16 protein-coding genes are annotated in these 22,227 nt (G+C 65.0%); 8 read left to right on the top strand and 8 right to left on the bottom strand.

What is annotated here, in order from left to right; translation table 11 throughout:
- The first annotated feature begins 139 nt into the window (after positions 1 to 139).
- A complete protein-coding gene (gene galB / locus K9B33_RS04345) occupies positions 140 to 2,827 on the top strand; it encodes a beta-galactosidase GalB (RefSeq protein ID WP_224546958.1) in 2,688 nt (895 codons plus the stop codon).
- Between the two features lie 41 nt (positions 2,828 to 2,868).
- On the opposite strand, the gene K9B33_RS04340 is transcribed toward galB, so the two are convergent.
- The 7 genes from K9B33_RS04340 to K9B33_RS04310 are packed head-to-tail and all read right to left on the bottom strand — an operon-like array spanning position 2,869 to position 11,656.
- A complete protein-coding gene (locus K9B33_RS04340; protein ID WP_224546955.1) occupies positions 2,869 to 4,323 on the bottom strand; it encodes a GH1 family beta-glucosidase in 1,455 nt (484 codons plus the stop codon).
- Positions 4,324 to 4,337: 14 nt separating this feature from the next.
- A complete protein-coding gene (locus tag K9B33_RS04335) occupies positions 4,338 to 6,656 on the bottom strand; it encodes a TIM-barrel domain-containing protein (RefSeq protein ID WP_224546953.1) in 2,319 nt (772 codons plus the stop codon).
- Positions 6,657 to 6,675: 19 nt separating this feature from the next.
- Positions 6,676 to 8,301 carry an alpha-L-fucosidase gene (locus K9B33_RS04330; RefSeq protein WP_224546951.1) on the bottom strand — a complete coding sequence of 542 codons (1,626 nt, stop codon included), beginning with the start codon at positions 8,299 to 8,301 and terminating at the stop codon, positions 6,676 to 6,678.
- Positions 8,298 to 9,095 carry an SGNH/GDSL hydrolase family protein gene (locus K9B33_RS04325; RefSeq protein ID WP_224546950.1) on the bottom strand — a complete coding sequence of 266 codons (798 nt, stop codon included), beginning with the start codon at positions 9,093 to 9,095 and terminating at the stop codon, positions 8,298 to 8,300. Before K9B33_RS04325 ends, K9B33_RS04330 begins: the two co-directional genes overlap by 4 nt.
- Positions 9,096 to 9,120: 25 nt before the next feature.
- Positions 9,121 to 9,909, bottom strand: coding sequence for a GDSL-type esterase/lipase family protein (locus K9B33_RS04320; RefSeq protein WP_224546949.1), 789 nt, complete (start codon positions 9,907 to 9,909; stop codon positions 9,121 to 9,123).
- Complete coding sequence (locus tag K9B33_RS04315) at positions 9,906 to 10,874, bottom strand: alpha/beta hydrolase (RefSeq protein WP_224546948.1); 969 nt, start codon at positions 10,872 to 10,874, stop codon at positions 9,906 to 9,908. Before K9B33_RS04315 ends, K9B33_RS04320 begins: the two co-directional genes overlap by 4 nt.
- Complete coding sequence (locus K9B33_RS04310; RefSeq protein ID WP_224546947.1) at positions 10,871 to 11,656, bottom strand: IclR family transcriptional regulator; 786 nt, start codon at positions 11,654 to 11,656, stop codon at positions 10,871 to 10,873. The genes K9B33_RS04315 and K9B33_RS04310 overlap by 4 nt, the downstream gene beginning before the upstream one ends.
- Before the next feature lie 245 nt (positions 11,657 to 11,901).
- On the opposite strand from K9B33_RS04310, the gene K9B33_RS04305 reads away from it, so the two are divergent.
- The 7 genes from K9B33_RS04305 to K9B33_RS04275 all read left to right on the top strand — a co-directional run bounded on the left by K9B33_RS04305 (position 11,902) and on the right by K9B33_RS04275 (position 21,142).
- A complete protein-coding gene (locus tag K9B33_RS04305; RefSeq protein WP_224546946.1) occupies positions 11,902 to 14,664 on the top strand; it encodes a TonB-dependent receptor in 2,763 nt (920 codons plus the stop codon).
- A 153-nt stretch (positions 14,665 to 14,817) separates the two neighbouring features.
- Positions 14,818 to 15,996, top strand: coding sequence for an L-fucose:H+ symporter permease (gene fucP, locus K9B33_RS04300; RefSeq protein WP_224546945.1), 1,179 nt, complete (start codon positions 14,818 to 14,820; stop codon positions 15,994 to 15,996).
- Complete coding sequence (locus K9B33_RS04295) at positions 15,993 to 17,252, top strand: aldo/keto reductase (RefSeq protein WP_224546944.1); 1,260 nt, start codon at positions 15,993 to 15,995, stop codon at positions 17,250 to 17,252. Before fucP ends, K9B33_RS04295 begins: the two co-directional genes overlap by 4 nt.
- Positions 17,249 to 18,451, top strand: coding sequence for a UxaA family hydrolase (locus tag K9B33_RS04290; protein WP_224546942.1), 1,203 nt, complete (start codon positions 17,249 to 17,251; stop codon positions 18,449 to 18,451). The genes K9B33_RS04295 and K9B33_RS04290 overlap by 4 nt, the downstream gene beginning before the upstream one ends.
- Complete coding sequence (locus tag K9B33_RS04285; RefSeq protein ID WP_224546940.1) at positions 18,448 to 19,179, top strand: SDR family oxidoreductase; 732 nt, start codon at positions 18,448 to 18,450, stop codon at positions 19,177 to 19,179. Before K9B33_RS04290 ends, K9B33_RS04285 begins: the two co-directional genes overlap by 4 nt.
- On the top strand, positions 19,179 to 19,523 hold the full coding sequence (locus K9B33_RS04280; protein ID WP_224546938.1) for an L-rhamnose mutarotase: 345 nt from the start codon (positions 19,179 to 19,181) through the stop codon (positions 19,521 to 19,523). The genes K9B33_RS04285 and K9B33_RS04280 overlap by 1 nt, the downstream gene beginning before the upstream one ends.
- Positions 19,524 to 19,534: 11 nt before the next feature.
- Positions 19,535 to 21,142 carry a DUF5597 domain-containing protein gene (locus K9B33_RS04275; protein WP_224546936.1) on the top strand — a complete coding sequence of 536 codons (1,608 nt, stop codon included), beginning with the start codon at positions 19,535 to 19,537 and terminating at the stop codon, positions 21,140 to 21,142.
- On the opposite strand, the gene K9B33_RS04270 is transcribed toward K9B33_RS04275, so the two are convergent.
- Positions 21,114 to 22,175, bottom strand: coding sequence for a LacI family DNA-binding transcriptional regulator (locus K9B33_RS04270; RefSeq protein ID WP_224546934.1), 1,062 nt, complete (start codon positions 22,173 to 22,175; stop codon positions 21,114 to 21,116). The genes K9B33_RS04275 and K9B33_RS04270 overlap by 29 nt on opposite strands.
- Between the last annotated feature and the right edge of the window lie 52 nt (positions 22,176 to 22,227).

Here is a 22,227-nt window from a genome sequence, read left to right as displayed (position 1 = left end):
GAAGCCGTGGCGATCACGACTTCCACTCTTGCCAAGGGTCATTCTATCGCTCAGAGTAATGATAACGCTACCAGATTGCGGAAGGTCGGGAGAGGAGAAAATGGTGCAACTGTCCATCTCGTTGTCGCGAGGACGTTCCGTGAAGGGACGGGCGCTGGCCATGACGGCGCTGGCCGCGCTAACCGTGGGGGGCGGCGCCTCCTCCGCGTTGGCCGCGGACAGCGTATCGATCAGCCGCGACTGGCGCTTTATCAAGGGCGACCCTGTCGGCATCACCACCGACCTGCGCTATGACGTGCGCCCGCCGATCGACGATGTGGGCGACGGCAAGCTGGCCGATACCCGTCCTGACGAAGCCGTGAAGGTGGACGGCGGCGGCGCGCAGATATTGAAGCCATGGATACTTCCCAGCGCCAATCCCTTCATCAAGGACCAGGCCAAACATCATGTCCGCCCGGCGGGCAATCCCGGTGGCGACCTGCCCTATGTGCAGGCTGGTTTCGACGACAGCGCATGGACCAAGGTGGATCTGCCGCACGACTGGGCGATCGCCGGTCCCTTCATCAAGGACGGCCCCTATGGCGGCATGGGCCGCCTGCCGAGCTGGGGCATCGGCTGGTATCGCAAGACGCTCGACATTCCGGCGAGCGACAGGGGCCAGTCGATCTTCCTGGATGTCGAAGGGGCGATGTCCTACGCCACCGTCTGGCTGAACGGGAAGCTCGTCGGCGGCTGGCCTTATGGCTATAACAGCTTCCGCCTCGACCTGACCCCCTATGCGGTGCCGGGGAGCAGGAACCAGCTCGCCATCCGGCTCGACAATCCGCAGGCTTCGGCGCGCTGGTATCCGGGGGGCGGCCTCTATCGCGACATCTACCTGACCACCGCGAACAAGATCCATGTCGGCCAGTGGGGCGGCACGGTCCGCACCCCGCAGGTGAGCAAGGCACAGGCGACCATCGACCTCAGCCTGACCCTCGACAATGACGGCGACAAGGTAGCGCAGGTCGAAGTCGCGACCGCGCTCTACGCGCTCGACACCCACGGCAAGCGCACCGGCCGCCCCGTCGCCAGCATCCCGCGCCAGTCCACCAGCATCGCGCCCGGCGCAAAGGCGGTGCTGAACGGCAGCACGATCCTGACCAACCCCCGCCTCTGGGGACCGCCGCCGACACAACAGCCAAACCGCTATGTCGCGGTGTCCACCGTGACACAGGGCGGCAAAGCGATCGACAGATACGAAACCCGCTTCGGCGTGCGCGACATCCGGTTCGATCCCGACAGGGGCGTGATCGTCAACGGCGAGCACATTCCGCTGCGCGGCGTCAACAATCATCATGATCTGGGCGCGATCGGCGCGGCCTTCAATCGTCGCGCGGCCCAGCGTCAGCTTGAAATCCTGCGCGACATGGGCGCCAACGCCGTGCGCATGAGCCATAATCCGCCCGCGCCCGAACTGCTGGAACTCACCGACCAGATGGGCTTCCTCGTCATGGACGAAATATTCGACAGCTGGGAAAAGAAGAAAACCCCACACGACTTCCACCTGATCTTCCCCGACTGGCATGAGGCGGACCTGCGGTCGATGCTGCGGCGCGACCGCAACCATCCCTCGATCATCCTGTGGAGCGTCGGCAACGAGGTCGGCGAACAATATGATGGCGAAGCGGGCGCGAAAATCGGGCGCGAACTGGTCGCCATCGCGCATGAGGAAGACCCGACGCGGCTGGCGACAGGAGCGATGAACTTCGCCAAGGCGGATATGCTGCTGCCCACCACGGTCGACGTCATCAGCCTCAACTATCAGGGTGCAGGTATTCGCGGCATCATCGGCCAATATCCCGCCTTCCGCGCCAAATTCCCCGACAAGGTCATCCTGTCCACCGAAAGCGCGTCGGCGCTGTCCAGCCGGGGCGAATATATGTTCCCGGTTGCGGGCGCGATCAGCGGTCCGGTACGGCCATGGTCTGGCGGCAATCCCGACACGCATCAGGTGTCGGCCTATGAACTGCACGCGGCCGATTTCGGCTCTTCGCCCGACCGCGTCTGGGCGGCGGACGACCAGAATCCCTATGTCGCGGGTGAGTTCGTCTGGACGGGCTTTGACTATCTGGGCGAACCCACGCCCTATTACACATCGCGCAGCAGCTATTCGGGCATCGTCGACCTCGCCGGTTTCCCCAAGGACCGCTTCTGGCTCTATCAGGCACGCTGGCGGCCGGACCTGAAATTCGCCCATATCCTGCCGCACTGGACGTGGCCTGACAGGATTGGGCCGGACCGCGTGGGTCAGATCACGCCGGTCCATGTCTTCTCTTCCGCGGACGAGGCGGAACTGTTCGTTAACGGCCAGTCGCAGGGCAAGATCAAGAAGCGCGACTATGAATATCGCTTCCGCTGGGACTATGTCGTCTATGCACCGGGCGAAGTGAAGGTCGTCACCTGGAAGGACGGCAAGCCCTGGGCGACCGAGATCGTCCGCACCGTGGGGGAGGCGGCGAAACTGTCGCTGACCGCCGACCGGTCGACCATCGCCGATGATGGCCGCGACCTCAGCTTCGTGACGCTGAAGGTCCTGGACAAGGACGGCCATGTCGTCCCCGCGGCCAGGCAGAAGATCGCCTTCTCGATCGAGGGGCCGGGGGAGATCGTCGCGACCGACAATGGCGACCCGACCGACCTGACCGCTTTCCCGTCGGCGAATCGCGCCGCCTTTAACGGCCTGGCGCTGGCGATCGTGAAGGCGGATCGGCCCGGCCGGATCATCCTGCGCGCCCGCGCCGAAGGCTTGGGCGAAACGCAGGTGGAGATCGGCGCGAAACGCTGAATTGGGAATGGGGCGGCCCATCGGGACCGCCCCGTGTCCCGTCACACCAGCCTGTTGGTGCGGACCAGTTCGCGATACCAGTCGGCGGACAGCTTGGGCGTGCGCTTCTGGGTCTTGAAGTCGACATGGTGGATGCCGAACAGCTTGGTATAGCCATCCTCCCACTCGAAATTGTCCATCAGGCTCCAGACGAAATAGCCCTTCACCGGAATGCCCTCGCGGGTCGCGCGCTGGAGGTGGGTGAGGTAATTGCGCAGATACATGACGCGATCGGTGTCATAGACCTTGCCGTCTTCGGCCACCTTGTCGTCGGCCGAGCAGCCATTTTCCGAGATATAGAGGCCCTTGGGCTTCCAGTTTTCGCTGATGGCGCGCATCCCCCAATAGATGACCTCGGGCGTGACATAGAGCCAGGGGGAGGGCATGCGCGGCGCCTGACCCGGATGGGGCAATATCTTGTAGCCCGACGGCGCGGTCTCGTCGGCGCGGACGGTGTTGCCGGTATAGACATTGACCGACAGGAAATCGAGCGGCGCGCCGATCAGCTTCATGTCGCCTTCCTTGACCAGCGGCGCATCCTTGCCCTGCGCGGTCAGATAGCTGTCGATATAGCGGCCTTCCATGATCGCGGTGAGGAACATGGCGTTCTCTTCGCGCACGGCCTTCTTCACCGCCTCGATATGCTCGGGCGTCTCGATCGCGGGGACGTAGATGTTGGGATTGTCGGCAATGCCGACCTGCGTGCCGGATTTGGTCGCCGCGCGGATCGCCTGTAGCCCCAGGCCATGGGCCAGCACGCCATGGTGGCGTACCTGATTGACCTCCTTCATCGGCAGCTTCAGGCCCGGCGCCTTGCCGCCGGTCATGTAGCTGAGGTCGGTGAAGCAGCGCAACTCGTTGAGCGTCATGAAGTGATTGACGCGATCGCCCAGCTTGCCGGCAGTGTAGCCGGCATAGTCGGCAAAGGCGTAGCTGGTGTCGCGATTCTGCCAGCCGCCCGGCAGGGCATGGGGCAGATCCCAGTGGAACATGGTGACATGCGGGGTAATGCCCGCCGCCAGCAGCCCGTCGACCAGACGGTTATAATAGTCCAGCCCCTTGGCATTGGGCTTGCCCCGGCCATTGGGGAAGATGCGCGACCAGGCGATCGAGAAGCGATAGGCTTTGACGCCCAGCGCCTTCAACAGGCCGATATCGTCCTGATAGCGGTTATAGCTGTCGCAGGCGACGTCGCCGGTGTCGCCATTGGCGACCTTGCCGGGCGTGTGGGAAAACACGTCCCAGTTGGTCTGGCCCCGGCCATCCTCCTTGACGCCGCCCTCGATCTGATAGGCGGCGGTGGCGCAGCCCCACAGGAAGTCGGAAGGGAAAGCGAGATTGCCCTGCGGCGCGGCGGCGGCCGTCTGCGCGTTGACGCCCGTCGAGGCGGCAAGGCCCGCACCCAGCGCGGCGGCGGTGAGGCCCATGCCCAGTTCGCGGCGGTTGATACCCGTCATGTCTTCTTGTCTCCTTATTGACCGACGATCTGCACCAGACCGGCGATGGCCTGACCGGTGGGCAGCTTCGTCTTGCTCGTCAGCGTCTTTGTCTTGTCGTCCCAGATGAGGTCCGCTTTCATGCCGCCCTTGCGATAGGCGTTGGTCGTGCCGTCATCGTCATAGAGGGTGAAGCGCGCGTCGGCACCCGGATAGACGCGGATGCTTTCCAGCGCTTGGCGTTCGGCGGTGCTCTTCACCTGCACGCCCATCGGCACGATCGACCCGGCCTTCACGAACAGCGGTATGCGATTGATCGGGGCGTCGACCTCGATCGTCTGGCCGCCTTCATATTTCTGGTTGGTCCAATAATCATACCAGGCGGTGCCGGCGGGCAGATAGACCGACCGCTTCGTCTGGCCCTGCTTCGTTACCGGGGCGACGAGGAAGGCAGGACCGAACATATATTGGTCGCCGATATCCGACACCTTGGGATCGTTGGGGAAGTCCATGAACAGGCCGCGCATGAAGGGCGCGCCGGTGTCATAGGTGTGGCGCCCCAGCGCATAGATATAGGGCATCAGTGTGTAGCGCAGGCGTAGCCAGTCGGCCAGGATCGGCTCGGCTGCCTTGCCATATTCCCACAGCGCGGTGCCGGGGCGCTGGCCATGGATGCGCAGCGTGGGGGTGAAGACGCTATATTCGAACCAGCGCACGAACAGTTCGGGATAGTCGGGATAATCCGCGCCCATCGCGGTAGCCCCGGCGGGATCGACCAGAATGGGATTTTCCGCCTTCGGGCCGCTCGGCCACTGCCAGCCGCCGATATCGCTGCCCCAATAGGCCAGGCCCGACGCGGTGAAGTTGAGGCCGGCGGGCACCTGCCGCTCCAGCGCTTCCCAGGTCGACTTGACGTCCGACGACCAGAACAGGCCGCCATTGCGCTGCGACCCCAGATAGGCGGCGCGCGCCAGGATCATGTTGCGGAAATTGGGGCGGTCGCGCTCCGATCCTTCGGCGACACCGGTGGTGTGCACCAGCGGGAACAGATTGTGATAGCGGTCGCCCGACCCGATCGAATATTCATAGCCGTCCGGCACCAGATCCGGTTCCGTTTCGTCCAGCCAGAACCAGTCGAAGCCCTGCGACGCGATATTGTCGCGGATCTTGCCCCAGAACCATTCGCGTGCCTGCGGATTGGTGCTGTCGATCAGCGCACCGGCCCGGTCGGAGCGGGAGGGTAGGCCGTCGATGGGATTGCCGTCCTTGTCATGCAGGAACCAGCCCTTGGCCTTCAAATATTCGAAATAGCGGCCCTCGCGCTCGAAGCGGGGCCAGACACTGATGATCGACCGCATCCCCATGGCGTTGAGCTGGTCGTTCATCCCATTGGGATCGGGGAAATAGCTGCGGTCGATGTCGAGCTGGCCCATGCGGGTCCAGTAGAACCAGTCGAGCACCATGACGTCGAGCGGCAGATTGCGTTGACGATAGCCATTGGCGATGTCGAGCAGTTCCTTCTGGCTCTCATAGCGCGCCTTGCTCTGGATCAGGCCGAAGCCGGCTTTGGGCGGCAGCGGCGTCGCGCCGGTCAGCTTGGCATAGCCGGCATAAAGTTCATCGCTGGTCTTGCCGGTGATGACGAAGAAGGAGACGCGCTCGCCGACCTGGCTCTGGAAGCGGGTCGAACTGTGCAGGCCCGGCCAGACGAGCGTGCGGGCCGGATTGTCCCAGACGATGCCATAGCCCTTGTTGGTGACGAGGAAAGGCACGCAGACGGTCTCGCCGGCCGGCGCGTCATAGCTGTGCGAACAGTCGATCTGCTTGCCGCGCAAATCCATATGGCCTTCCTGATTCTGGCCCAGACCATAATAATGCTCGTCGGCGGGGGAATCGAAGCTGGCGCCGACCTTGAAGGTCTTCTCGCCATTGACCGTCACCGGCGCCATTTCCCAGCCGGTCATCTTGGTAAGGACCGTGCCGCTGGCATCCTTCACCGACAGGCTGACCGGGGGCAGGGCAGGCGCGAAATAGCGCTCCATCTGCGTGGGCGCCTTGGGCCATGGCTTGGCATCAATCGTCAACGTCAGGGCGGCAGAGGCGAAGACATCGCCGTTCGAATCGGTGCGATGGGTCCAGCCTGTAGCATCCGCCTTCGCATTGGGGCCTTCGCCCGGCGCGGCCGATGCAAGGTCGGGGTCCATCGCGATCGTCACGCGCACGATATTGGGCGCATAGGGTTCGACCGCCACCCGGCTGCCATGGCGGTCGAGCAGCGCCATCGGATCGGCCAGCGCCGGCGCGGTGAGGCAGGATGCGCCCAGCGCGATCCATTTGAAGCTCTTTGCGATCATCCCTGTAAATCCCTGTATTTCAAACGAGGCCATGGCCGTCGATGCGGACGACCGGCACGAAATGGACGCCATGCGGCATGGTGAGATGGAGGCCCGCGCCATCCTGACGGAAGGCCACCGGACCACCGCCGAGCAGTGTCACTTGGCTGATTGTGCCGTCCACGCGACCCCGCGCCAGTGAGCGGATGGTCGTAGATCCCTGCGCCCGGCCCAGGAACAGCGCATAGAGCGCCCCCTTGTTGGTGGTGAAGCGGATGTCCTGCGCGGTGAAGGGCTTGGCCTTCTCCTCATTCTGCATCCCTGCGATCAGTTGCGTCGGCCCTTCGCCATAGACACGCCACGGCCGCGACCCGAAGATCGCCTCGCCGCCATGCGTCATCCACCCCGCCATGCCGTCCAGCACCTTCTCCGTCTCGCTGTCGATGGAGCCGTCGCCGGGCTGCGGGATGGAAAGCATGAGATTGCCGTTCTTCGACACGACATCGGCGAGGCGCTGGATGATCTCCTCCGCGCTCTTGTAGCTTTTGTCGTGCAGGCGCGCTTCATTATAGAACCAGTCGCCGATGCAGGTGTCGGTCTGCCAGGGTTCGTCCCATAGATGGTCGGTGAAGCCGCGCTCCACATCCTGCACCATGCCGAAACGGGCATAGGGCTTGAGCTGCTTGCCGGTCAGCACCACATCGATGTTGCCGTGCCATTCGATCGACCGGTTATAATAGTCCGCCGCCGCCTCCAGCCCGACCGGGCCGAAGGGCAGTTCATGATCGTCCATATAGACCATGTCAGGCTTATATTGCGCGACCAGATCGGTCTGGCGCAGCAGCCAGCGAGTGACATAGGCCGGATCGTCCTTCGGCCCGGTCTCGATCCACTGGCCGTTATGGACATCGTGCCACTTGTCCATCGCCTCGATCGTGTCGATGCCGTCGGGCAACACGGCATGGCCGCCGGTATAGAGTTCGCGCGGGTCTAGGCCGTCCCACCATTTGTCGACGCCATCGGCCTTGCGCAGCGTATAAGCATCGTAGCGCACACCCTTTTTCGGGCCGACGGGGTCATAACCATAAGCGGGCTGATACCAGTGCCAGGCATGGGCGGCATGGTTGGACACGCCGAACTTCATGCCGGCCTTGCGCGCGGCCTTTTCCCAGATGCCGACGATGTCCTTCTTCGGCCCGACGCGCAGGCTGTTCCATGCGTGATAGCGGCTGTCGTAGCAGTCCAGATTGTCGTGATGGCAGGCGAGCGCCATGAAATATTTGGCGCCGGCCTTCTGATAGCGGGCCATCAGTACGTCGGGTTCCCACTTGTCGGCGGTCCAGAGATTCTGGATGTCCTTCATCCCCGCGACCGACGGATGGCCGTAGGTCTTGCGGTGATGCTCATACATCGGGTGGCCCTGCATATACATGAAGCGGCCATACCAGTCGCCCTGCGCCGGCACCGATTGCGGCCCCCAGTGCGACCACATGCCGAGCTTCGCGTCGCGGAACCAGTCGGGATAGCGGTAATGGGCAACGAGCGAAGACCAGCTGGCCTGCACCGGCCCGCCCATCGTGCCCATGGGGCTGGCAGCGCGCGCCGCGCGGGCAAGGCCAAGCGCAGCGGTGCCCGCCAGGAAGGACCGGCGTCCCAGCATCGTCATTGGATTGCCCTCAACGCCTTGTCGATCGCCTGCCGCGCCAGCGGGCGCATGATAGCATAGCCTTCCGCTGTCGGATGCACACCGTCGGTGGACAGGCCCGGCTTCATCGCGCCGTCGGGCTGCGCCATGGCGGCATGATAATCGACATAGGTGAAACCCCGGCTACGGGCATAGTCGGCCAGCCACCTGTTGATCGCGGCGATCTGCGGCGCGGGTTGCAGACCCGGGCTCCAGGGGAAGGCGCCGGCGGGCGGTACGGAGGCGAGGACGACCTTGATCCCATGGGCATCGGCCAGTTCGGCCATGGTCTGGATATTGCCCAGCACCGTGTCCATCGTCGCTGCGCCCGTATTGCCGGCAATGTCGTTGGTCATCGCCATGATGTGGACGACCTGCGGTTTCAGCGCGATCACATCGTTGCGGAAGCGCACCAGCATTTGCGCCGTGGTCTGGCCACTGATGCCGCGATCGACCAGCCCGTCCGCGAACATCTCCGGATCGAGGTTGATCCAGTTGTCGGTGATCGAATCGCCCATGAACACCGCGCGAACCGTCTTGCCTTCCAGCGCCTTGTTGTCGGCGGCATAACGGCATAGCTGCCCGAAATCGCGGGTCAGCATGTGAAGGTTCCACATCTTCCATTCCGCCTCGCTGGTCGGTTTGGGATGGGCCGGGCAGGGGTTGGCGACGATGCCGACCGGATCATCGACATGGGGATCGCCCGGCACCTTGCTGACGGCAAGGGCCGGGCCGGTCAGCGCCAGCGCGCAGCAGAAGGCGATAAGATGCCGCATCCTCTTCCCTTTCATCGTGTCGTTTTCATTGTCCGGCCAATGCCCGGTCGATGGCGCGCTGCGCGATCGGCGTCATCACGGCATAGCCATTGTTGAGCGGATGGACGCCGTCCCGCGTGAAGGCGGCGGCCATCAGGCCCTTGGCGTCGACCATGGCGGCCGCATAATCGGCATAGACATGTCCACGCCGGGTGCAGAAGCCGCGCAGCCAGGCGTTGAGCGCGCGCAATTCTTCGGGCTTGCGCTCCCTGACGACATCTTTCGCAGCGTCGCTATAATCATTCACTGGCAGCAGCGATCCGAACACGACCTTGATGTCATGCGCGCGCGCCAGGTCGGCCATGGCTTCCCAGTTCGCTTCGATCTGTTCGGACGTTTCCTGTTGCAGGAAGCCCTGCACGTCATTGATGCCGGCGAGGATCACGACGACCTCCGGCTTCAGCGCGACGACGTCCTGATGGAAGCGCAGCAGCATCTGCGCCGTCACCTGGCTGCCGATGCCGCGGTTGACATAGGGTTTGCCGGGGAAGCTCGCGGCAAGGTTCCAGCGGTCGGTGATGGAATCGCCCAGAAACACCACGCGCTGCTCGCCAGGTTTAGGCGCGGGCAAGGCGGCATTGGCGGGCGCGTAGAGATAGCGCTCGCCGAAATCCTGCATCAGGCTGGGCATCAGGGTGGCGCGGAACGGGCCGAGCCATGGCCCCCAATCCTTTTCCGTCACGATGCGCCGTTCGGGCGCGCTGTGATACTCGACGGGCATGGCCAGCGCGGTGCCGGCGCTGAGCGCCAGCATCAGGGCGATCAGGCGTTTCATGCCGGGATCAATCCGTGCTTCGCGGCAAAGGTCGCGAACAAGGCGGGCCAGGCTGACGCCTGCATCGTCTGGGGCAGACGGGTGCCGAAGCCATGGCCGCCATCCTCGAAGATATGCAGCGCGACCGGACGCTTGGCGGCTTCCATCGCCTGGAACAGGGCGATGCTGTTGGCGGGGGGCACCAAACCGTCATCGGTCGCATGGACCAGGAAGAGCGGCGGGGTCGCGGCGTCGACGCGCAATTCTACCGATCGGGCGCGGCGCATTGCTGCCGACGCGTCCGGCCCCAGCAGATTGTCCCGCGATCCGCCGTGGGCGAAGGGCGCGGCGAGGCGCACCACGGGATAGAGCAGGGCGGCAAGGTCGGGGCGGGCGTCCTGCCGGTCGGCCGCATCGACGGGATCATAGACCGTCTCGCCATGACGCGTCGCCAGCGATCCGGCCAGATGCCCGCCGGCGGAAAAACCAAGCACGCCGATCCGGTCCTTTGCGACGCCGAGCTGGACAGCTCCAGCGCGGATCAGCCGCATCGCCCGCTGCGCATCCTGCAACGGCACATCCTGACGCCGCGCCCAACCTTCGCCGGGCAGGCGATAGAGCAGGATGAAGGCGGTGATGCCGCGCGCGTTCAGCCAGTTGGCCTGGCTGGTGCCTTCATTGTCGTAGGACAGGAAGCCATAGCCGCCGCCGGGCAGCACCAGCATCGCCGCGCCATTGGGGCGGGCGGGGCGGCGTACGACCAGCATCGGCCGATCCATGCCCGTCACCCAGCGGTCCGGTTCGCCACCGGGCCTGGCCTGATCTTCGATCTTGCGGACGATGCGCGCGCCGGTCCCGCCCGGCGGCGTGCCGGGCCACAGGTCGATCACCTCGTCGCTGGCGCTGGTCTGGGCGTTGGCCAGGCCTGGCAGCGCCGCCAGTCCCGCCGCCGCCAGCAAGGCGGCACGCCGGTCCATCCCGGTCATTGTTCGCCGTCCGCCGCGCGCGGCGGCACCAGCATGATCGGCGACATCGCGCTGCCGATCGCGGCGGCGGCATCGCGCACTAGCTGGCTGCACGCCTCCACGGTCGCCCGGTTGGCCGCGCCGTCGACGAACGGCATGGTCAGCGCGGCGCGCGCGACCCCGCCGGCCAGAATCGGTGAGGACAGGTCGGTGATGCCGGTCAGCATCGGGCTGGGCGCAATCGCGCCGCCATTGGCCACCGCCGCGTCCAGTCGTTCGGTCAGCTCGGCCTCGTCCAACGCCTCGCCGGCGGCGCGAATATCGTCCAGCATCGCCGCTCGCGCTTCGGGCGGCTGGAAGGCGAGCAGGATACGCCCGGAATTGGAGCGATGCATTGGCCGGCGATAGCCGACGCGCACGGCAAAGCCCGACAGGCCAGGCGCCTCGATCGCAATGATGACGACCATTTCCGCGCCCGATGCGACTGCCAGATGGCAGCTCTGCCCCGCCTTGCGCGCCAGATCCTGCATCACCGGCAGGGCGGTGGAAGCGAGGTCGCGAATCGGCGGCTGGCTCATGCCCAGCGCGAACAGCCGGTTGGTCAGGCGATAACCTTCCTCGGCACGGGCGATATAGCCATGTTCTTCGAGAACCTGCAGCATCCGGAATATCTCGCTGACCGAGCGGCCCAGCGCGGTAGATATGTCAGACATGATGAGCGGATCGCTGGCGGCGGCGAGCAGTTCCAATATTTCCAGCCCCTTGGTCAGGGCGGGCGCCTGATAGCGCGACTTCCCGGTCATTCCAGTCCTCCCCTCGCCCATGCTGCCGGTTATTGGCGCCGCCTTGCAGGTGTCTCCTTCTAAGCACCGTCCACATATGAAATCAATTTTTATATTTCATAATTCTAAATGTGGGAGTAATGGAGCCTTGCCTTGTTAACGCTCCCAGGAGGGGACGGAGACATGAAAGGGAAATGTTCCGGCCGTTTTCAGCCGCGAATCAGGTGAGCGCTCCGTTCAGGGGCCAAGGGAGAGGAAGGGGTTTCATGACCAAGATCACGCATATGCCGCGTCGCGCCGCGTTGCTGGCCGGCATTTCGATCGCCAGCATCGCGCTGGGGAGCAGCGTCCACGCGCAGGAGGCCCAGCAGCAGCCCGCCGCGAGCGAGGGCGACATCGTCGTCACCGGCGTGCGCGCCAGCCTGTCCAGCGCCCAGGCGCTCAAGCGCAACAGCGATGTCATCGTCGATTCGATCGTGGCCGAAGACATCGGCAAGCTGCCCGACCGCAACGTCGCCGAAGCGCTGCAGCGCATCACCGGCATCCAGATCCAGCGCAGCTATGGCGAAGGCACATCGGTCGCGATCCGCGGCCTCAGTCAGGTCCGGACCGAGATCAACGGCCGCGACGTGTTCACCGCCAATGGCGGTCGCACGCTCAGCCTGGAGGATGTGCCCTCCGAACTGTTGTCCGGCATCGACGTCTACAAGAACCCGTCGGCCGACCTGATCGAGGGCGGCATCGGCGGCCTCATTAACCTGCGGACCCGCAAGCCGTTCGATTTCGATGGCTTCAAGGCCTCGGCCAGCGCGAGCGTCAATTATTACGACCTGTACGGCAAGTCGAAGCCGCAGGCGAACCTGCTCCTGTCGGATCGCTGGGACACAAGCCTTGGCGAAATCGGCGTGATGGTCGATGTCGGCTATCAGAAGACCGCCTTCCGTCAGGACCAGATCAGCAGTCAGCCCTTCTATCGCCTCGATCCCGCCGACACCGCCGATGCGGCAACCCTCGCAGGTCTGGGCCGCACCGGCAAGGAAACCTATCTGCCCCATGGCGTGGGCATCGGCCAGTATCTGGGCGACCGCCGCCGCCTGGGCATCGACGCCGCCGTCCAGTGGCGCCCCAGCGACACGCTGGAACTGACCGCCGAATATGTTCGGTCGGACTATAAGTTCCGCTATGGCGACTACAGCTTCTTCGCCTATACCGGCGACAGCGATATTACGCCGGACTATAGTGCGCCCTTCACCTTCGACGATCAGGGCAATTTCCGCAGCGGCACCTTCGTTAACCTGCCGATCAATGCGAATACCAGCCTGGAAACCCGCCATTCGGTGACCAGTGACTATTCCTTCAACGCCAAATGGAAGCCGACCGACCGGCTGAGCGTCACGGGCGACTTCCAATATATCAAGGGCGTGACCGACGGCCAGCGCTCGATCGTCATCCTCTCTTCGACGGCCGAACGCCTCTATCAGGAAGTCGGCAATGGCGTGCCGACGATGATCATCTCGCCCGACAACGACCCGACCAACGGCAACGGCCTCGTCACCGACCCGGCCAACTATGCCAGCGGCGCGGGCTATCTCGATCATATCGAGCATTCGGTCGGTACCGAATATGCCGGTCGCGTGGACGCAGAATATAGGTTCGACAACAGCGTTCTGCGGTCGCTCAAATTCGGCCTGCGTTATACGGATCGTTCCGCCGTCACCGACAGCAGCACCTATAATTATTATGGTCTGAGCAGCCTGCCGTCGAGCCTGCTGGAAGTGCGTAAGTTCCGCGGCGACCTGTATCGCGGCTTTCAGGGCGTTCCCGATGGCGCAGTGTTCGTCAATCGTGACCTCGTGCTGGACTATGACGCCACCCGCGCGGCGCTTGCACCTTATACCGGCGATCCGGCGGCGCTGCTCAAGGGCGTCGGCTATCAGCCGAGCGACCGCAATACGCAGGGCGAGAAGACCTATACCGCTTATGGTCTGGTCAAGTTCGGCTTTGACGATCTGCCGGTGCGGATCGATGGCAATATCGGCGTTCGCGTGGTCAAGACCAAGGTGTCGACGAGCGGCTTTTCCGTCCAGACGCCGCAGGCCGAGGACGCCAATGGCAACGTCATTCCGGGCAACGGCCCAATCAGCTTCGTGCCGATCGGCCGCGATTCCGAATATACCCGCGCGCTGCCCAGCCTGAACCTGCGTTTCCACCTGAGCGACCAGCTGCAACTGCGCCTGGCCGCGTCGAAGGGGCTGACGCGGCCCGATTTCTCGCAACTCAATCCGAACATCAATATCGTGGAGTTCAATGCGGGATCGGGCCTGCGCACGGCATCGTCGGGCAATGCCGATCTGCGGCCGCTGGAAGCCAAGCAGTTCGACGCTTCGCTCGAATGGTATTTCTCGCGAACGGGTTCGCTCTATGGCGCGCTCTTTTACAAGAAGGTGGACGGGTTCATCGCCAATGTGACCAACACCGAGACGTTCGACCTGGGCCATGGCAATTTCAACGTCGATGTGACGCGTCCTGTCAATGGCGACAATGGCAAGATCAAGGGCGCTGAAATCGGCGGCAATACCTTCTTCGACTTCCTGCCGGGCTTCTGGTCGGGCTTCGGCGTGCAGGCCAACTTCACCTATGTCGACAGCAAGGCGCCCAGTCCCAATGCGTTCGACAATGAAGGCAACCAGCTATTCGTGCCGTTGGAGCAGCTGTCCAAATATAGCTATAATCTGGTCGGCTTCTACGACAAGGGACCGCTCTCGGCGCGCGTCGCCTATAATTGGCGCAGCAAATATGTCGTGACGACGCGCGGCAACGGCAGCGGCAACCTGCCGATCTTCAACGCCGCGCGCGGTCAGGTCGATGCGTCGCTCACCTATACGGTCAACGAGAATTTCGCGCTGACCGTCGATGGCGTGAACCTGACCGACACCGAGAACAAGACCTATTACGGCATCCCCAGCCGTCCGCAGTCCTCTGTGCTCAACGACCGCCGAGTCAGCATCACCGCCCGCATCACCTATTGATCCGGCTTACGGGCGTTTCTAGCGTCCCTCCCCTGGCAGACCGGATCGCGATGCGGCCGGTCTGCCATTTTGGACAAGAGAGAGGATGGCCTGATGCATAGGCAGGGAGCCGGCACTGAACGGAGCAGGTCCGGACGGAGCAGCCGGACTGCGATGGTGCTGACCACGGGCCTCTTCTTCCTGTGGGGGGTGGCGAACAACCTCAACGATGTGCTGATCGCCCATTTCCGGCATGTCTTTTCGCTGTCGGATTTTCAGTCGGGGCTGGTCCAGTCGGCTTTCTATCTGGGCTATTTCTGTTTCGCGATTCCCGCCGCGCTGGCGGCCGAACGGCTGGGTTACAAGGCGACGGTCATTCTGGGGCTGCTGCTGTTCGGCGGCGGCGCGCTGCTGTTCCTGCCGGCGTCGACACAGCTCAGCTACGGCTTCTTCCTCTTCGCGCTGTTCGTGATTGCGAGTGGCCTGGCCTTCCTCGAAACCGCCGCCAATCCGATGGTCGCGGTGATGGGGCCGGCGGAGGGGGCGGCGCAGCGGCTCAATCTGGCGCAGGCCTTCAATCCGCTGGGATCGATCACCGGCGTGGCGCTGGGCGCGACCCTGATCCTGTCCGACGCCCCCCGGCAGGGCGCTGCAGGCGCCGCGGCGGTGCAGCTACCCTATCTCGGCATCGCGCTGGTGGTGCTGGGCTGGGCGGCGGCGCTCGCCTTCACGCGCTTTCCCCGTGCCGCCACGCAGGCGGAAGCGACGACCGGCCCGATCTTCGCGGGCTATGGCGCGCTGTTGCGGCGGCCGCGCTATCTGGCGGGGGTGGCAGCGCAATTCTTCTATGTCGGCGCGCAGGTCGGCATCTGGAGCTACCTGATCCGCTATGCGGAAAGCGTCGTGCCGGGCATCGGCGCACAAAAGGCGGCCTGGCTGCTGACCCTGTCGCTGGCGCTGTTCATGGTCGGCCGTTTCATCGGTGCGGCGCTGCTGTCCCGGTTCAATGGCGCGCGGCTGATGGCATTGTTCGCGGGGATCAATATCGTCCTGTCGCTGGTGGCGGTGACGGGGGGCGTGGTCGGTCTTGCCGCTCTGGTGGCGACCAGCTTCTTCATGTCGATCCTCTACCCCACCATCTTCGTCCTGTCGCTGCGCGGCCTCGGACCGCTGACCAAGGCGGGCGCGTCGATGATCGTGATGGCGATCATCGGCGGCGCGGTGCTGACGATGGCGATGGGCCTGCTGTCTGACCTGACCGGGACGATCCGCACGGCGATGCTCGTGCCCGCGCTCTGCTTCGCGGTCGTCGGGCTCTATGCGTGGGCGACGCGGCGGGGGGGATCGGCATGATCCCCGATTTGGGCATGGGCACCGCGCCGATCGGCAATCTCTATCGCGCCGTGAGCGAGGCGGAGGCGCGGGCCACGCTCGACGCCGCCTGGGATGCGGGCATCCGCTATTATGACACGGCGCCCCATTATGGTTTCGGCCTGGCCGAACGGCGGCTGGGCGCGATGCTGGCGGAACGCGACCCGGCGGACGAAGCGGCCGTGTCGACCAAAGTCGGGCGCCTGCTCATACCGACCGCCGCGCGGGGCGAACGCCACGGTTTCGTCGATGCCGATCCGTTCGAGCCGGTCTTCGACTATGGTCGTGACGCCGTGCTCCGATCCTTCGCAGGGAGTTGCGCGCGCCTGCGCCGCGATCGGATCGACCTGCTGCTCGCCCATGATCTCGGCCGGGCGACCCATGGCGCCGATCATGGCCGCCACCTGCGCGCCTTTCTCGACGGCGGTTATCGGGCGATGTGCGACCTGCGCGAAGCGGGCGCGATCGGCGCGATCGGCATCGGCGTCAATGAAGTCGCGATCTGCGACGAACTGCTCGACCATGTCGCGCTGGACATGATCCTGCTCGCCGGGCGCTACACGCTGCTGGACCGCAGCGCGGAACGGTTGCTGGCGCGCTGCGCCGAACTGGGCGTGCAAGTGATCGTCGGTGGCCCCTATAATAGCGGCATATTGGCGCGCGACCTCGGCGGCCCGTTGCATTTCGACTATACTGCTCCCAGCGCCGACATCGTCGGCAGGGCGCAGCGCCTGTCGGACGCCTGCGTCGCCTTCGACGTCGCGCTGCCCGCTGCCGCCCTGCAATTTCCGCTCCGCCATCCTGCGGTCGTCAGCGTCATCCCCGGCCTGGTCGGGCCGGATCAAGTCGCCGACAGCATGACCCGCCGCTCGGCGCCCCTGCCCCACGCGCTCTGGCCTGCGCTCGATGCCGCCCTGAAAGATGCTTCCATGTTGCAGGACGATGCGCGCCTGATCCTGTTGCACCCCGACGACAATGTCCTGATCTGTGTCCGTCCGATCGACGCAGGTGACATTCTCCCCGTTTCGGGCGGCACGATCCCCGCGCGCGAGGGGATATCCATCGGGCACAAGATCGCCCGCGCGCCGCTCCGCGCCGGGAACAAGATCATCAAATATGGTGCGCCGATCGGGTCGATGACCGCCGATGCCGCGACCGGCGACTGGATACATATGCACAATATGAAGAGCGACTATATCAGCAGCCATACGCGCACCGCGCTGGAGCAGGGGGCATGATCCAGGCCTGGCTCCGGCAGGATGGGCGCAAGGGCATCCGCAATGTCGTCGCGGTCGCCTATCTGGTGGAATGCGCGCATCATGTCGCGCGGCGGATCGTGGACAGGGCGGACGATCCCGATGTGCAACTGATCGGCTTTCCCGGCTGCTATCCCAACGCCTATGCCGCCAAGGTGATGGAGGCGATCGCCACCCATCCCAATGTCGGCGGCCTCGTGATCGTGTCGCTGGGGTGCGAGAGTTTCAATCGCGAGCGGCTGCTGGCGGTGGCGCGGGCGAGTGGACGGCCCGCCGAACTGCTGGTGATCCAGGAGACGGGCGGCACGGCGGCGACGATCGCGGCGGGCGTCGAGGCGGTGGCGCGCGTGCGCGCCGCCATCGCCGACGTCCCGCGCGGGCCGATGGGCGTCGAGGAACTGATCGTCGGCACCATCTGCGGCGGGTCGGACGGGACCAGCGGCATCACTGCCAATCCGGCGGTCGGCCGCGCTTTCGACCGGTTGGTGGCGGACGGCGCGGCCTGCATCTTCGAGGAGACGGGCGAACTGGTCGGATGCGAAAAGATCATGGCAGACCGCGCCCGCACGCCCGAACTGGCGGCCGCGATCGAAGAGTGCGTGCACAAGGCCGAACGCTATTACACCATCATGGGTTTCGGCAGCTTCGCGCCCGGCAACGCGGAGGGCGGCCTGACGACGCAGGAGGAAAAGTCGATGGGCGCCTATTCCAAATCCGGCTCCTCGACCATCGACGGTATATTGAAGCCGGGCGATGTGCCGCCGACGGGCGGCCTCTATCTGCTCGACGTGGTGCCTGACGGCGAACCGCGCTTCGGCTTCCCCAATATCTCCGACAATGCGGAGATCGTCGAACTGATTGCCTGCGGCGCGCATTTGACTTTGTTTACGACCGGGCGCGGATCGGTGGTCGGATCGGCCATTTCGCCGGTCATCAAGATTTGCGCGAACCCGGATACCGGCCGCCGGCTGGCGGCCGACATGGACGTCAATGCCGGGCGCATCCTGGAAGGCGAAGCGACGCTGGAGCAGGTCGGCACGGAAATCTACGACAAGCTATTGGCCGTCGCGGCGGGTGAGCGCAGTGTTTCCGAATCCCTTGGCCATCAGGAGTTTATTTTGACGTACAAGGCGTTCGATCCCATCGGCCCCGACTGTCTCCCCACGAAGGCGCGCGCATGAGCGGGCGTCTGGAAGGCAAGGTCGCGCTGATCACGGCGGCGGCGCGCGGCATCGGCCGGGCGAGTGCGCAGCGCTTTGTGGCGGAGGGCGCGCGCGTGATCGCGACCGACCGGGACCGTGATGCGCTGGAGGGGCTGGACGGCTGCGAATTGCGCAGGCTCGACGCGACCGACGGGGCTGCGGTGCGGGCGCTGGCGGCGGAGGTCGGCCCGATCGACATCCTCGCCAATGTCGCGGGGGTGGTCCATGCCGGGAACATCCTGGAATGTCCGCAGGAGGATTGGGACTTCGCCCTCTCGCTCAACATGACCGCCATGTATCACACGATCCGGGCCTTCCTGCCCGGCATGGTCGAAAAGGGCGCGGGATCGATCGTCAACATGGCCTCCATCGCCAGTTCGGTGAAGGGGATCCCAAACCGTTTCGCCTATGGCGCGAGCAAGGCGGGGGTGATCGGCCTGACCAAGGCGGTGGCCGCCGATTTCGTGGGGCAGGGGGTGCGCTGCAACTGCATCTGCCCCGGCACGATCGATACGCCCTCGCTGCAACAACGCCTGCACGATACGGGCGACTATGCCGCTGCGCAGGCCGCGTTCGCAGCGCGCCAGCCGATGGGCCGTCTCGGCCGGGCAGAGGAGATCGCGGCGCTGGTGCTGTATCTCGCGAGCGACGAAGCGTCCTTCACAACCGGCGCGGTGCATGTGATCGACGGCGGCTGGGTCAACTGATGCGGCATGTCCTGCTGATCGACCTGGCCGACGAGGCCGACGCCATCGCCAGCTATGAAGCATGGCACGCCGCCGGCGCGCTGCCGCCCGCGATCGGGGCGAGCATCCGGACGGCGGACGTGATCGCGATAGACATCTATCGCAGCGGCAACCGGCTGGTCATGCTGATGGAAACCGGCCCCGGTTTCGACCCGGCGGCCAAGGCGGCGGCGGATGCGGCCGATCCGGCGGTGCAGGCCTGGGAAGCGCAGATGGACGGCGTCCAGCGCCCGCTTCCCTGGGCCGTGCCCGGCGCGAAATGGACCGAAACGACCCGCATCTTCTCCCTCGACGAACAGCCATGAAAGGCCATTCCATGATCCTCACCCGGACCCTGATCGCCGCTTCCCTGCTGATCGCGCGCCCCGCGCTGGCGCAGGGCGACACGCCGCATATCGAAACCAAGGCCGGTCGCCATGCGCTGATCGTGGATGGCGCGCCCTTCCTGATGCTGGGCGGGCAGATCAACAACAGCAGCAATTATGCCGCGCCGCTGGAAAAGGTCTGGGCGACGCTCGACCGGATCGGCGCGAACACGGTCGAGGCGCCGATCGCCTGGGAGCAACTGGAGCCGCGGGAGGGCCAGTTCGACTACAGCTTCGTCCAGACGCTGCTGGATGAAGCACGCAAGCATGACAAGCGCATCGTGCTGCTGTGGTTCGGTGCGTGGAAGAATACCGGCCTCGCCTATACGCCCGACTGGGTGAAGCTCGACAATCGCCGTTTTCCGCGCATGAAGACGAAGGATGGTGCGGATCATGGCGTCCTGTCGCCGCATGGCGTGGCGACACTGGCGGCGGACAAGCGCGCATTCCTGGCGCTGATGGCCTATATTCGCGACCATGACACGCAGAACACGGTCATTCTGGTCCAGCCGGAAAATGAAGTCGGCAGCTACCGCAATCCGCGCGACTACAGCCCCGCCGCGCAGAAATTGTTCGACGGCCCGGTGCCGGCGGCACTAACCAAGATGCTGAAGAAATCGGCCGGCAACTGGGCGACCGTCTTCGGCGACCAGGCCGATCGCGCCTTCAACACTTGGCACACCGCCCGCTATATCGAGGAACTGGCAAAGGCCGGCAAGGCGATCAAGCCGCTGCCCATGTATGTGAACGCGGCGCTGGGCGACCCCTTCGCCAAGCCCGATCCGATGGCGCTGTCGAGCGGTGGGCCGCAGGGCGATGTGATCGACATCTGGAAGGTGGCGGCGCCCTCGATCGATTTCGCCGCGCCAGACATTTACGATCGCGCCAGCCGCAACGTCTTCCGGCATCTCGACCTCTACACAAGGCCCGACAATGCGTTGATGGTGCCGGAAATCGGCAATGCCGCCGAATATGCCCGTTATTTCTGGGCGGCGCTGGGGCGCGGGGCGATCGGTTTCGCGCCCTTCGGCATGGATGATACCGGCTATTTCAACTATCCGCTGGGCGCCAAAGGCTTCGACGACAGGACGCTGGACGTCTTCGCCGCCAAATATCGGGTCGTGGCGTCGGCGCCCTGGGCCAGGATCGCGTTCGAGCATCCGGTCTGGGGCGCGGCCAGGCCCGATGACGGCGCGGCCGTCGGCACGACGATGGGCGACTGGACGATCACCGCCAGCTTCGGCCAGTGGCAGTTCGGCCAGCGCGAATGGTTCCCCAAGGCCGACCTGCCCGCCTGGGCGAGCGAGCCGACCGGCGGCACCGTCGTCGCCCAATTGTCAGCCGATGAATTTCTCTTGACCGGCGACCATGTCCGCCTGAACTTCGCCCCCAGGGACGGCAGCGCGCCGGGCGGCATGATCGTCAAGGTCGAGGAGGGGCATTTCGACAAGGGCGCTTGGGTCATGGACCGCATCTGGAATGGCGACCAGACCGATTATGGGCTGAACCTGATCGACCATCCGGTGTGGATCAAGGTGACGATGGGCCGCTATCGCTAGGATCGGTCGAAGGCCCGCTGGATTGGGCCGGCACCAGCGACAGAACGGGGCTGTCCAGATCGCAAGGCGTTTGCCCCTCGATCAGATCGATCAGGTGGCGTGTCGCCATTTCCGCCATCTCGCCGAAGGGCCGGGCGACGGTGGTGAGCGAAGGCGTGAGCATCTCCGCCACGATGCTGCCGTCGAAGCCCACCACCGACAGCCCGTCCGGCACCGCGATCCCGCGCGCCGCGGCGATCTTCAGTACGCCCGCCGCCATGATGTCGTTCGCCGCGAAAATGGCGGTCGGGGTAGGGGAGATGGCGAGCAGCCGGCCAGCCGCCGTCATGCCCGCGGCCAGGCTATAGTCGCCCTCCACCTCGACCGGCGGCCCGACGCCCGCCTCCTCCAGCGCCTCGACAAAGCCCGCGCGGCGTTCGATCGCCGAGATCATGTCATGCGGCCCGGTAATCATCGCGATGCGCCGATGCCCCAGCGCCAGCAGATGCCGCGCGGCATCGCCCGCCGCCTGCCGCTCCTGCGACAGCAGCACCGCGCCATAACCCTCGATCGGCACCGCCGAAATCGCCACCGCGGGGATATGGTCGGCCTGTAGCGCGGCCGGCAGCCCGGCCATGTCGGACACCGGCGGCATCACCACCAGCCCGTCGACCCGCGCGCGCCGGCAAAATCCCAGCACATCCTGTCCCGCACCCGGGTCGCCGACCGGCACGCTATGGCAGATCACTTCATAGCCACGCCGGGTCGCCTCGCGCCCCACGCCGCGCTGCACGCTGTCCAGAACCAGCGCGTTGCGATCATTATGCACCATGCCGATCAGGAAGGAGCGCCCCTTGGCCAGCGCGCGGGCGCGCAGGCTGGGTCGGAAATTGAGCGCATCGATCGCGTCCTGGATGCGCGCGCGCGTCTCCTTGTTGACCTTGGGCGACTGGTTGAGCACGCGCGACACGGTGCGGATCGATACGCCCGCCAGCGCCGCCACATCGACGATCGTCGGTTCGTTGCCGCCAGTGCTGGGGTCATTATCGGGCATGACGGCTTTCCTGGCGATGTCTGGACGCTCCCGCTCTATGCGAGCGCGCGCG

It is taken from the genome of Sphingobium sp. 3R8 (assembly GCF_020166615.1).
Classification (GTDB): Bacteria; Pseudomonadota; Alphaproteobacteria; order Sphingomonadales; family Sphingomonadaceae; genus Sphingobium; species Sphingobium bisphenolicum.
Note: the sequence above shows the minus strand (reverse complement) of the source record. Positions and strands in the feature narration are given on the sequence as shown.